Raw genomic sequence first — 14,294 nt, forward strand, 5'->3', positions numbered from 1 at the left:
AACTATTTGTATACCATAAAGATAACTATTATTAATAACATGGAAAAGACTTAATATAGAGAAAGTTGAAACTTTTTTCAAAAAACAGAAAGGGCTGCGCCAAATGGAATTTTGACACAGCCCCAATCCATCTCTTTTCGGAATTGGATAATCCTTTGAGACATAGCGCTTTTCTCTTTTTTGATTTTCACCTAACCCCCAAATTGTGATATCATTCAGGTTCTTTGTTTTACTGATTGGTGGCAGTTTATATTTTTGAGGTGATTTAAAGAAATCTCCCCTAAGTCCATACGGTTTCATTGATGAAACATAATCATAGATTGAATGAAAAGACTTAGTAGTAATAACTTTTTCCAAAATTCCCCTCATTATATTATTACGAATAAAGATATCTTTTCCTTTCTCTTTTAAGAAACGATCACTTTCGGTCGTTTCATCAAAATCATGAGAATACACTTTACAAACATCATTCCACCCTCTATCCCAAAGCAGGTAACACACACCTCCCTTTATTTCAACATTCGAAAAGCAAACTCGAGAATCCACATAGTCGTGCAAAACTTTTATCCTTTTATCAGAAAGCATTGACATTCTAAATGAATCTAAACCTCTACCTCCAGAGAACCATCTCGAAGGCATAATCATCGCAATATATTGAGGAGAAAGTTGTTTAGAAATATCGAAAAACTTATTATACAATGGCATTGCACTGGCTCCTGCTCCTCCATCCATTATTTGATACGGTGGGTTTCCCACTACAGCTTTAAAGTTCATGTTAATTATATCTTTTTTCTTCCAGTATGTTCCACTTGTTACTTGCTTTACGAACTTATCTTTTTTGTTTGTTATTTGGTTTATTAGGTCATCGAATGCGTGTGCATTGACCTTCACCCCTTTTCTAAATCCTATGAGGGTTCTCTTCGTAATAGACTTTGCCATAGGAGTTTTGCATATTACGAATATATTATCTTCGATAACCTTATCCCATATTTCTAGATGTTCTTGCAATGTTGTCGGGCTGTATATCTGATCCTTGGCTCTCACCCTGTACATTGTATAAGCCATATATAATGGATAAAGCCCTGACTTTGAGTTTATCTCAAGCACTCTTGCGTTTGGTTGGAATATATCCTCTGTCACCTCACGGTGCTCTATAAACCTTGGCTCTTCTATTTCATTTTCATATTTTTCTTCAAAGAAATTATATCCTCCTATGGTATCCCCCAGGTGCATATTTACTACTCTCCAAGGAGTTAGTACGGTCTCTTTGTCCGGATTTCTGAATGTTGCAAATATATCAGTAATGCGCTGTATCCTTTCTTCTATGGGTAGCTTGTCTGCATCCTTTGCCAAGTTTCTTATTCTTTTGGCAGCCGCACTGAATATATCTCTGTCATAATACTTCTTAAACGCATTAAACCTTTGCTTAGACACACCTTTCGGCATAAACTCCTCCCATGATTGTGGGTCTATAAGCTGCGTAAAATTGTCTATTGTAATCTCTTTGTCTTCTTGACTTAGCTCAGCTCCGTATATCATAAGAGGCATTCTGATAGATATTGCTCTCAGTATGGATATTGCTTTGAGTCTGTTGCCCTTTTTCTTTTTGAGCTCATTGAGTCTTTTCTTCTCTTCAGGAGTAAGCCCCTTCTTTTTTTTCTTCTTTTCGAGTTTGTTATGCTCCTCATATTCCTCATTGGTAAGACCTTGTTTGTTTATATCTATATTGCCCACTTTGTGATTTGCTTTGACCGACCCTACTATTTTTTTGAGTTCATCAAAGTCTTTCAACTCCAAATCATTGAGTTTCATCAACTCATCATTGTATAGATAAGTGTCTTGAAACCCATTTCTCACCACCTTTTCGATATATACTCTCTTGAGTTGCTTAAGCATCTTATCGGTGTCATACTTTTTCATCTCTGACCCTTCAATGCCTATGACCGGGCAAAAGTTTAAGAATTGCCCCAAAATCTCTCGATCCTCATCGTTGGTTTTTCCGGCTTTTGCCGATACTTTGGCTGTTTCTGCAAGTACCTTGAGCGTCCTATCCGGTGCAAAGTCAAATACAAAGGCATCTGTCTTCATCTTTCCTCCAATATTTGCAGGTGTCTGAACTCTGAAAATAGTCTGCATATAAGACGATGCCGATGTCGAATAGCTTCCTGACAACATCAAGACTGCAGTCCACTCTTTGACACTTACTCCCGTGGTAAGCCTACCGCAAGACAGAGTAATGGTTTTTGTTTTTTCAGGAGAATCCGTAATAGCCTTCCTGACCATCTCCAAAGCCTTCTGATTAGCTTTATACTCATCATCTTTGTCTCCTTCTCCGGCAACATTAACTATTTCATAATTAGAGAATACCGGATGATTTTTGAGTAATGCGCTTAAGGCTCTGCCTTCTTTTACACCTGGAATAACCCAAAATGAATGCCTGAAGTTATCTCTATTGTCTTGTGTTGTAAAGGGGTAATTATTATCACTATTTAATGATAATAGATTCAAAAACGACTCAATATCCTTTTTATGGATAAATTCTTCGTTTTCATCAACTCTAAAGAACTCTCTAAAGTTGAATGCCACCTCTTCATCAGTATAGATAGACATCAGTCTTCCCAAATCATAGGTATAAATATTCATTGTCGGCAGTCCTGCATAGGGGTTGGGATCTCCCGGATGTAATTTGTCCCATTCTTTCTTGGCTTTCTGCTCCATGACATAGTCCCAGGTATATATTTCCTTTTCTTTATAGTCATCGAGAAGATTAAAAGGTGTGCCGGAGAGCTCTAGTACCTTCGTGTCGTCCTTGGTTAGTTCGTCCAACACATTTTTGCCAAGCTCCGTATTTACTCCCTCGTGAGCCTCATCAACGATGATAAGTTCCCAGTCATTCTTAAAGACTTCATCATTCTTATCAAAATTGCCTCCAACCAATTCTGAGCCTCTTAGATCTTGCATAGATGCAAAATAGATGTATTTCCAATCTTTTGTTTTGCCTCCACTCAATAGGTGATCATAGATCTCCCCCTTATTTTTTGATCCATAATGATACTGTGGCAAATCGAAAAAGATTTTTTGGAAGTCCTCAAACCATCCATCATCCACAACAGGCCTGTGCGTTAATATAAGGACTTTACTCAGCTTCATCTCTCTAACTACCTGAAGTGCAGACAAGGTTTTGCCAAAACGCATCTTGGCAAACCAAAGCATTTGTTTACCCCTTTTGAATATCTTTAGAGTCTTGTCTATAGCCTCTCTTTGCTCAGGTCTGAAAACAATAGGATTTTGACCTTGAGAAATCATATCTGGTCCCAACGAACTTTGACCTTTCTTGACTGCCTGTATGGCATTTTTTGCAGTTTGCAGATCTACTACAAACCACTCATTGGCATTATTGACTTGATCAAACACCTTCTTCTTGATACCCGATCTCAGCAAAACTTCGTGTACATCTTTGTCATTAAATGTCGCAAGGCTCTTATCCATAGCAAAAGCTGCTATCTCTGTATGCAACAATTCGTAGGCAATAGCTGCCGTCTGTGTATACTGATTGATTCGCTTCTTTGCCGCCTGATTAAGTTCTCTGGAATTGGGCAAAAGAGACATATAATCTGCATCTCCTTCATAAGTCGCCTCACCAATCTTTAGACAATCTTCATGTGCTTTATCATTGATTCTAAAGATATAGATCAGTTTGTAGTTAAACGTTTTGACCATAAAGTAGTTGTTAAATTAAAGAATGAAATGGTATGATATCTTGTTTTTCGGAAGACCAGTCTTTGATCTGACACTGCACACCATTGTGCTCACTCATCTTACCTGTTTGGCATCCTATGCAAGGATGTGATTCGGAAGGGAAAAATAGATTTGGCTCCTCTTCTTCATAGCAAGTCTGCGGGATTACCCCCTTGAGTCCATCCATCTGCCACAAGTTCCATGAAATGATTTCTGCTACCTCTTCCAAGATATCTGTCCGTAGCTCTGAAGTTTCATACTTCAGACAAAAGTAATCTATGTAACTAAAGAGCACATTTTCTCTCGCCAACAAGAGATTGTCTCCTTGCCACTCATAAGCATAAGTAGCCATTAGGGCTTGTTTCATCCAATGATGCCACTCTTCAAAATTGGCATCGTGAGTATTTTCATGTACTACTCTAAATTTTCGATCAAGTATTCCTATCCTATCCTTGACAGGAATACTCTCACCCGTAGTCGTATCATATCTGCTGACTATATATGGTGCCTCTCCACAGCAAATCTCCAACCTTTGCTCTTTGACATAGTCTTGCCACCTTCTACCCTCTTCGTTTGTAAACTTAATTGGCTTAGGATTGGTCTTCCATCCATTGTGGGTCTCAACATTAAAAACACCTTCTCTACAAAACCATTCGTTGTCTATCAGATTGTTTTGCTTATTGCAAATCCAAGAAGGACTAAAGACCTCTGCCTTTTCCTTGGAGCGACTATCTTGAAGAATTCTCGATTTGAGGACTCTCGGGCGAATAATATGCCTATTCATTCCCGTAATAAGACCTTCTCTTATCTCGGAAGAAAATTGATACTTCACTCCCAAATCTTCATAATCATTCGTAGCCCAGATAATATTTCTACCTGAACTATGGTCTTTTAGAAGGATAGGAAGTAATTTGTTGTCGTATTCGATCAAATCATCCTCGTTAATATCGACCAGGTCGTTAAGCCACATATACAATCTTCAATATTTGTATTATTAGATAAAAAGATTGCCTACTGACACTACAAGCAACCATACAATTATGACCAAAGTTAGTAAAAAATAAAGTGCATGGTAACTGATTTGCCGACTGTAATTGCAATAGAGATTGATTATTGGTATCTTAGCGTTTAGAGAATTAGAGAAATACTATGGAGATAATCATGTTACTTGCCATACTTTGGATGATGATTGCACTTGACAAGGCGACTGGTCAAGAGGCATGGTATTATCCTTTGAGCAAACATTTTATTTGCTCGGTTGGTAAGAGTAATTATCTTCTTCTAAGAGATGATTTTGGATGGGCTGAGAAGCTCGTTACAAGAGTCATGTATTCGTTAAATAATATTATCTCATCTAATGTTCAAAAACTGACTCAAACAACTCATATTTATATCGAAAACCCAATGTTTCAGGGTTAGGGTATCCAGGCCTTAAGACGACTTTGCCCGTTTTGTTAGTACGAAACGGGCTTTATTTATGCGCTATTTTAACAAATAAAGTCGCGCGACAAGCAATCTGTTCTCGCGCGACTTTCGATCCGTTGTCGCGCGACCTTGACATGCGAAGTCGCGCTACTTCAAGTGCAACCTCGCGCGAGTATAGGTTCAGAGTCGCGCGAGAACGGATTGCAAGTCGCGCGACCATCGAAAAAAAGCAGCCTGAAGTGCGTTTTTAAGCCGCCAACTTGTCCATAAAAAGCAGCCTATACATATATTAACATTCATATAGGACGTTTCCGTCCTATTACTTTTAGGTTTTGTAGCGAATAAGCCTCTTTGAGAGTCCAAAAAGCGTTGTTTTGAGGCTAAAAATAGGCTTTATTATTTAACATTATTTATCTAATAAAGCTCCTTTTATGGCTTCAAATAGCCATTTTGGGCAACGTCGTTTTAGTGAAATTGTGGGGAATATATAGGTCTTTTTATCATTAGCATCTGAGTCTTTTTGATTTCTTCTGTTGCCATGATGAATCCTTCTCATTTGTTATTAAATGGAGTCTTCTTCTTCATTAACGACAATTTAATGACTATTTTTGCGTTATTATAGTGAATAGCTCACCCTTACGGCTCCTAATATTGTATAATTCACAGTGGAGTTTTTGCAAGGTAAAATATTTTGAAACACTTTATATGATTGAATATATCAGCGGTCCCATTGCAGATCTTCGCCCCACTTCGGTCGTTATCGACTGTCATGGGATAGGTTATCTGCTTGAGATTTCACTTACCACATATGGCACACTTAAGGATCAGAAAAGCGCAAAACTCTTTGTAAGCGAGGTGATTCGAGAAGACTCTTATCAGCTTTATGGTTTTACGACAGATGGTGAACGCGATCTTTTCCTCAAACTGACCTCTGTTTCAGGCGTTGGTCCGGCTACGGCACGGATGATCTTGTCCTCTTTTGCTCCTCAAGATTTGGTTGAGGTCATTTCGCTTGGCAAGGTAGAAGAGCTCAAGCGCGTCAAGGGTATTGGTCAACGCACTGCTCAACGCATCTTGGTTGATCTCAAAGGTAAGATTGACTTGGAGGTTACCTATGGTGGTGATTCCGAAGGGGTTGACACCTCAGCTGTTTCTAATCACAACAAGGCCATCAGTGAAGCCACCACAGCGCTGAAGCTATTGGGTTTTGCAGATGCCAATATTCGAAAAGTGCTAAAGACTCTGACTTCCAAAGACCCCACTTTGGGTGTGGAGCAACTTATCAAGCAGGCTTTAAGACACTTATAAGCATATAATATTGTGAAAGGTTTTTCTCTCCATAATACACAACGCATTGTAAGCCTTGTATGTATCATAGGCTTGCTCTCTTTTGTTTTGGGGTCATCCCTTATGGCCTCGTACAGAAAGAGCACCCCGACACCACAAGAGAATAGCCTGCAAGGGAGTGATACGACTCGATATCCGGTGGCAAAAACCTCTCCGGAAGACTATCGATATCTTAATATTAAGCGTCCCATAGACCTTCGTACACCTTCCAATATTGAGACCAAATTTGAATACGACCCTGCGACAGACAGGTATCTTCTGATCACAAAATTGGGAGGCAAACCCATTGGGGCCCCTATTCCTTATACAAGAGTCGAATATATGGCTTATATAGCCAAGCACAATACGCTCAACTTTTTTAGAGACAAAGACAAAGAGGCTGCTGAGGCCCAAGGTAAAAAGGGGTTCAATCCACTGGATATGAATTTTGAACTTGGCCCTGCCGAGAAAGTTTTTGGACCCGGAGGGATCAAACTTAGGACACAAGGTTCGGCCGAACTACTGATGGGTCTCAAGACAAACGCTACCGACAACCCTTCTATCCCCGAATCTGCAAGGAATCATACATTTTTCGATTTTGACGAGAAGATCCAATTAAGTTTACAGGCTTCTGTCGGAACGAAGCTCAACTTCAATATGAATTATAATACGGAGTCCAGCTTTGATTTTGATGCCAAGAAGCTCAAATTGGCTTATGAAGGAGAAGAGGACGACATTATCAAACTTATTGAAGCGGGTAATGTCTCTATGCAGAGCAAAAACTCACTTATCCAAGGAGGTTCTACCCTCTTTGGTATTCATAGTAAGATGAAGTTTGGCAAATTGGATGTAGACTTTGTTTTGTCGCAACAAGAGGCCGAATCGAAGACTGTAAGTGCACAAGGAGGAGCTCAGACCAGGCCCTTCGAATTGAGTGCCGACAGCTATGACCAAAGCCGCCACTTCTTCCTTGGTCATTTTTATCGCGATCAGTATGATAAGGCGATGAGCACATTGCCCTTTATCAGTTCCGGTGTCAAGATCAACCGCATAGAGGTCTGGGTAACCAACAAGAGGGGCAACTTCAATGAGGCCCGCAATATTGTGGCTTTTACAGACCTCGGAGAGGCCAATAAGATTTCCAATCCTCAGATTACCCCTACCGGTGCTACAGGTGATTTGCCTGCCAACAATGCCAACAGTCTCTACGGACAGCTTCTTCAAATGCCGGGAGCGAGACAAATCTCACAAGTTACACAAGTGGTGGGAGCCATTTACACAAGTGGCAAAGACTATGAAAAGTTGGAGAGCGCCAGAAGGCTCAATCCCGGCGATTATACGCTAAACGAAAACCTCGGATATATTTCTCTCAATACCCGATTGGCTCCGGACGAGATCTTAGGGGTTGCTTACGAATATACCTACCAAGGTAAAATCTATCAAGTAGGCGAATTTTCGAGTGACCGCCCCGACAAGTCTATGGACAATCTTTTTGTCAAGCTGCTCAAAGGTACCATCGTCAGCCCCCAATCTCCATACTGGCCATTTGAGATGAAGAATGTCTATTCCCTTGGAATGGATGTAAGGAATATCACACCCGAAAACTTCAAATTCGATATTTACTATCAGAGCGATTCGGCCGGTATGGCTATCCCATACCTCAACGAAGGACCGGTCAAGAATCAACTTCTCCTACGGGTGCTTGGCTGTGACAAACTCGACCGCAAGCAACAGCCCTATCCCGATGGTGTATTTGACTTTGTGGAGGGTTATACGGTCAATTCACAAAAAGGTCTTGTTATCTTCCCCAGCATAGAACCTTTTGGCAAAACACTGGCCAATGCTCTTCAATCACAAAATCTGATAGACAAATATGTATACCAAGAGCTTTATGACTCTACTGCCATTGTAGCGAAACAGATTGCAGAGAAAAACAAATTTATATTTAGAGGGGAATTTCAAGCTGCATCTGCAGGAGAGATTTCACTTGGTGCCATGAATGTGACTCCGGGATCCGTGCGTGTCACGGCAGGCGGTATGACCTTGACCGAGAATGTAGACTATACAGTCGATTATCTGGCAGGTATTGTCAAGATTATCAATCCATCTATCGCTGCATCCGGAAGTCGTATCGATGTTTCTCTTGAGAATAGAGGCTTTCTGAATATGCAGCGAAAGACGATGTTTGGGCTGGACCTAAATTATCATTTTACCAAGGACTTCACCTTGGGGGCAACAATTATGCATCTGAGCGAAATGCCTCTTACGACCAAGACTGCATACGGATCGGAGTCTCTCAAAAACACCTTGTGGGGACTCAATATGAGCTATCACAAACAGTCACAGCGACTTACCAACTGGCTCGATGCGCTTCCCTTCCTCTCCTTGACCAAACCATCAGATATCACCTTCACTGCCGAATTTGCACACCTCATACCTGGCCATTACGAAGGAAGATATGCCAAAGGTTATAGCTACCTGGATGACTTTGAGACTTCGCAAACCTCTATCGACCTGATGAATCCTTATGCATGGATGCTCTCCTCTACCCCATTGCATGATGGAGCCGGAGCTCTTTTCCCCGAAGCTAAGTTGGTCAACAACATCGAATATGGCAACCGTAGAGCACTCCTCTCGTGGTATTATATCGACCCGCTCTTTACTCGAGACAAAAGTTCTCTTACGCCCTCCTATATCCGCAATGATTATGAACAGCTGAGCAATCACTATGTCAGAGAGGTATTGACCTCCGAACTTTTCCCGTATAGAGACGAAAATGCAGCTCAGCGAAGCTATATCACTCCTCTTAACTTGACATTCTATCCACAGGAGAGAGGTCCTTACAATCTTAACACAGATGATATGGGCTCGGATGGCAAGTTTATACATCCGGAGAAGATGTGGGGTGGCATCATGCGAAAAATCGATCAAAGTGACTTTGAGGCTTCCAACATCGAATATGTTGAGTTTTGGATGATGGATCCCTTTATCTACAATGATAAATCCAAAGGTGGAGATCTGTACATCAATTTGGGAGATATATCAGAAGAGGTACTAAAAGACGAACTCAAATTTTTCGAAAACGGGCTTCCTATCAATGGTGATCCGGAGGCAGTCATCACAACGGTCTGGGGAAAGGTTCCCAAACGCCAAGCCAGTGTATATGCTTTTGACAATACCAAAGGAGCGAGAGCAAAGCAAGATGTCGGATTTAATGGATTGTCCACCGAAGAAGAGAAGACCTTTCCTACATATGCCGACTACCTAACCAAGCTTTCTACCATTGTCAATGCACAGACTCAAAGCGAATGGCAAGAAAACAAATTTAGCCCTATCAACGACCCCGGTGGAGACAACTTCCATCATTACCTCGGCAAAGACTATGATGAGAAGAAGCTGTCTATCATCGAAAGGTACAAATACTACAATGGCACGGAGGGCAATTCGGCCGATGCCGGAGAAGATGCCGGCAAGCGCTCCATGGCGAGCAGGCTGGTACCGGATGTCGAAGATATCAACCAAGACAACACACTCAATGAGTCGGAGAAGTTTTTTGAATACAAAGTCTCTCTTCGTCCGGAAGATATGCGTGTTGGAAGCAACTACATTTCAGATAAGAGGGTAGCTAAGGTCAAGCTAAAAAATGGTCAATGGAGTGAAGTCAATTGGTATCAATTTAAGATACCTGTACATGATTACACCTCAAAGAACGGTGGCATATCCGGATTCAAGAGCATTCGTTTTATGAGGATGTTTATGACCAATTGGCACGAAGAGACAACGCTTCGATTTGGTACGCTCAAGCTGGTCAGAGGAGATTGGCGAATTTATGACCGTGAGCTTCACGCACCCAACGTCACACCATCTACCAATGCCTCTGTGGAGGTTAGCACCGTCAATATTGAAGAAAATGGAGACCGCAAGCCAGTTAACTATGTCGTGCCCCCCGGTGTACTCAGATCGCTCGATCCTCAACAGGCACAAAGCACCCAACAAAACGAGCAATCAATGAGTCTTAAGATCCACCGGCTTGCCCCGGGTGATGCCAGAGCTGTATACAAAAACCTCACCTACGACCTCAGAAGGTACAAACGCCTTCAGATGTTTGCTCATGCCGAACAGTTGATTGAAGATGAGACAGAGACGGCATCGGGAGATATGTATATGTTTTTGAGACTTGGAGCAGACTATCGCAACAACTATTATGAATATGCCATACCTCTGAAGATTACTCCTCAAGGTGTGTACAGTCAGAAAAACGATCAAGACAGAAGAATTGTCTGGCCTGACGAAAACTTCTTCAACATTGCACTAAAAGACCTTACAGACCTCAAGGTGGCTCGCAATACGGCTAACAAAAGAGGAGATCTTGAGGCTACTTTTTATAAGGTATTCTCTCGTCCTGCACCCAACAATCAACGAGCTACAATAAGCATCCTTGGTAATCCATCGCTATCCAACGTACGCACGATTATGATAGGGGTACGCAACGGATCGAAAGATATCAAGAGCATTGAAGTATGGGCCAATGAACTGCGTCTTACCGACTATCGCGAAGAGGGTGGATGGGCTGCCAATGGCAACCTCAATGTTCAGTTATCTGATTTGGGAAGCGTCAATGTCAGAGGCACATACACTTCGGCCGGATTCGGAGCTTTGGACCAGAGGCTGTCACAGCGTACTCTTGACAACAACAGGCAAATCAACTTCTCGACTAACCTCGAGCTGGGTAAGGTATTCCCTAAAAAGGCACATATTTCCATTCCATTTTATTATGCCATCACAGACGAACTAATCACACCCCAATATGACCCGCAAGATCAGGATATCCTATTCAAGGACAACCTCAAAACAGCAGCTAATAAAGCACAAAGAGACTCCATCAGAGATATGGGTATTACCCGCAATATCTCAAGAAGTATCTCTTTGACGAACATGAAAGTGAATATAAAAAGCAAGAAGCCAATGCCTTATGACCCGGCAAACTTCTCTTTCAGCTATTCACACAACAAGATTACCAAACATTCTCCCGATATAGAATATGACAATGCAATCAATTGGAATGCATCTATCAACTATGACTACTCTCCCCTTGTACCGCCTTTGAAACCATTTGCATGGATGTTTAAAGGAAAAGAAAAGGACAACAAAAATACCAATCAACCTCAGAGAAGAGGATATGACGATATGATGCCGGGAAGATTTGGATCCGGTATGGGGCAGCCATTCGAACAGAGAGGAGGCAGACAAAGAGGGGGCAACAACAACTTCCTTGCCAACTGGGGAATCAACCTTTTGCCTTCAAGGATAAGTTTGCAGACCAATATGCAAAGGAACTATCAAGAGACCCAAGTCAGGAACAATACACCGGGAATGGAGACAGACTTTAGACTCCCTGTCACCTTTATGCAAAATTGGCTGTGGAACAGATCTCTGGCAATCAACTGGAATCTTACTCCCTCACTGGTCATGACATTTAGATCCGGCACCAATGCGAGGATTGAAGAGCCACATGTGCAGGTCAGCAAGAAATATAACCCGGAGCAATATCATGTCTGGAGAGATAGTGTGATGCAGTCGATTAAAGAGTTGGGTAAGCCTTACAAATACGATCAGACAGCCACCTTGTCTTATACCTTACCAACAAACCAAATTAAATGGATCAGTTGGATAGATGCCAGTGCCAATTATAATGGGACCTATAACTGGGATTTGGGGTCGGAAGATCAGAATGGACTCAGTATCGGCAATACCATCCGCAATCAGATGTCGCTCGACACAAGATTGGGATTCGGTATGATGAAGCTCTTTAGAATGATTCCCTACTTCAAAGGTGTTGAGGAGCGTATCACCAGACCTCGAGACAATAAACCATCAGAACGCAAACCACTTCCCAAGCCTTTCACAAAGAAGATAAGGCTCAAAGTGGATTCGACCAACATTATAGAGCACAATCTACACACCAAAAATATACTCGTTACGGCCAATACACCCGAAGGCAAAAAGATACATATACAGAGTAAAATTGTTGGCAAAGATCGAGTTGAGATTCTCAACCATGACACAACAGAGATCGTAGTGTCTGTCACGCCTATACAACCCAAAGAGATGAGTCCTGGCTTACGCAAATTTACCGATGGACTAAGCTATCTACTTATGTCTGTCAGAGACATATCATTGCATATGACCAAAACATCCGGACTTAACATACCGGGCTTTATACCTATGATCAGGGCAGCAGGTGGCCAAGGACGTACAGATATGGGACTTGCACCGGGTTTGGACTTTGCATTTGGCCTTACAGACAATGGCTATGTAGACAAAGCAAAACGCAATGGGTGGCTGATGAATACGACAGACAATATCAATCCGTCTACCTATTCTACCACTCGCGACTTCGATGCAAGGATCACACTTGAGCCTTTGAAAGACCTTAAAGTAACCTTGACAGCCAAAAGGACCAGTACAGAACAGATACAAACACAATATATGTTTGAAGGTAATCCTCAAACCTTCGGGGGAAACTTCGTTATGACAATTGTTGGACTGAAAGGATTCTTCAGCAAGGCAAATGGCAACAACGGTTATGCATCATCAACATTCTCAAACTTCCTAAATGCAAGATCGGTGATAGCCGAAAGGATTGCCCAATCCTATCAGGGCACAAAATATCCCAATAGCGGAGAGTTTGCCGGAACACCTATAGCCGGAAGACCGGTCAATCCATCAGACCTTACCATACGAGAAAATGCTCCCGAGGTGCTTATTCCGGCCTTTTTGGCTTCGTACACTTCGCTGGGGAATGCTCGAAAGATCGGACTCAATCCATTCCCTGCCTTGAGTGCGTTGATGCCTAACTGGAATATCACTTACAACGGATTGGGAAAAATAGAAGCTCTTAAGAATATCTTTAGCAACTTCACTATCAAACACGCTTATACAGCTTCATACCGAGTGGATAGCTATGCTTCTCAAATCAAATGGCTTCCGGCAGAAGGAGGGACAAAAGACCAGGGATTTATACCTACCACAGCGGCAGACATGGAGCCTCAAAGAGAGCTTTTCGTTGGCGACACCAAATCTCCACTAAGGGCTTCTCAAGAAATTATAGCCTCTATGCCTTACAATATACCGGGCATTACATTGGATGAAAGTTTTTATCCGCTGATAGGAGTAGATATGTCATTCAAAAACGGTATCGGACTGACTACCGAATGGCGTATGAAAAGAAACCTGAAACTCAATCTTAACGCCTTCCAAATCATCGAAAGCTCCTCCAATGAATACTCGTTGGGAATAAGCTATAAGGCCGACAACTTTGCACAAAAGATTGGACTCCGCAAGAAACCGAGAGGCAGAAGAGGCAAGAATCAGCCCATGCGTTCCGGTGGATCGCTGACTACAAGAGCTGAGCTAAGTGTTAACAATACCTCCACTTTGATCAGAAAAATTCAAGAAAACTATACTCAAGCCACTGCCGGCAATATGGCTTTGGTGATTAAGCTAAGTGCAGACTACCAAATTAGCAGACTACTCACTATGAGAGCTTTTTATGACTGGGATGTCAATAGACCACTTGTCAGCACAGCATCATTCCCGATTAGGAACAGCAACTTTGGAATATCATTTAGATTTAGCTTAAATCAATAAGGACCTATTTTACCTTTGTTAAAAACAAACTCGGAAGCAATCATATGCATGCAACCACAGCAAGGAAGCCATTCAGCATCAAAGGCTGCAGATACAGAGGTTGTTTGGCAGAGGTATCTTTCAAAAGAACGAGTTTTTGTACCTTTGTTCGAATA

At 41.8% G+C, this 14,294-nt stretch carries 5 protein-coding genes; 3 read left to right on the forward strand and 2 right to left on the reverse strand.

What is annotated here, in order from left to right; all coding sequences use genetic code 11:
* Window positions 1–3,720 (reverse strand): Eco57I restriction-modification methylase domain-containing protein (locus ACFO3G_RS08785; protein WP_380080006.1); only part of this gene is annotated, 3,720 nt, incomplete at its 3' end.
* A 10-nt stretch (window positions 3,721–3,730) separates the two neighbouring features.
* Window positions 3,731–4,708, reverse strand: a complete 978-nt coding sequence (locus ACFO3G_RS08790; RefSeq protein ID WP_380080008.1) for a restriction endonuclease subunit M — start codon at window positions 4,706–4,708, stop codon at window positions 3,731–3,733.
* Window positions 4,709–4,887: 179 nt separating this feature from the next.
* On the opposite strand from ACFO3G_RS08790, the gene ACFO3G_RS08795 reads away from it, so the two are divergent.
* The 3 genes from ACFO3G_RS08795 (at window position 4,888) to sov (ending at window position 14,139) form a co-directional block, all read left to right on the forward strand.
* Window positions 4,888–5,157 carry a hypothetical protein gene (locus tag ACFO3G_RS08795; RefSeq protein ID WP_380080010.1) on the forward strand — a complete coding sequence of 90 codons (270 nt, stop codon included), beginning with the start codon at window positions 4,888–4,890 and terminating at the stop codon, window positions 5,155–5,157.
* Window positions 5,158–5,868: 711 nt separating this feature from the next.
* Window positions 5,869–6,471, forward strand: coding sequence for a Holliday junction branch migration protein RuvA (gene ruvA / locus ACFO3G_RS08800; RefSeq protein ID WP_380080013.1), 603 nt, complete (start codon window positions 5,869–5,871; stop codon window positions 6,469–6,471).
* Window positions 6,472–6,534: 63 nt separating this feature from the next.
* Window positions 6,535–14,139 (forward strand): T9SS outer membrane translocon Sov/SprA, encoded by a 7,605-nt coding sequence (gene sov / locus ACFO3G_RS08805; protein ID WP_465254279.1) that lies wholly within the window; start codon window positions 6,535–6,537, stop codon window positions 14,137–14,139.
* The last annotated feature ends 155 nt before the right edge of the window (window positions 14,140–14,294 follow it).

The organism is Falsiporphyromonas endometrii (genome assembly GCF_042654485.1).
GTDB classification, from domain to species: domain Bacteria; phylum Bacteroidota; class Bacteroidia; order Bacteroidales; family Porphyromonadaceae; genus Porphyromonas; species Porphyromonas endometrii.

What these genes read in the sequence shown, in the direction of transcription:
- ACFO3G_RS08795 (WP_380080010.1), top strand. Translation starts at nt 4,888, where the DNA reads ATGGAGATAATCATGTTACTTGCCATACTTTGGATGATGATTGCACTT.
- ACFO3G_RS08790 (WP_380080008.1), bottom strand. Translation starts at nt 4,708, where the DNA reads ATGTGGCTTAACGACCTGGTCGATATTAACGAGGATGATTTGATCGAA.
- ruvA (WP_380080013.1), top strand. Translation starts at nt 5,869, where the DNA reads ATGATTGAATATATCAGCGGTCCCATTGCAGATCTTCGCCCCACTTCG.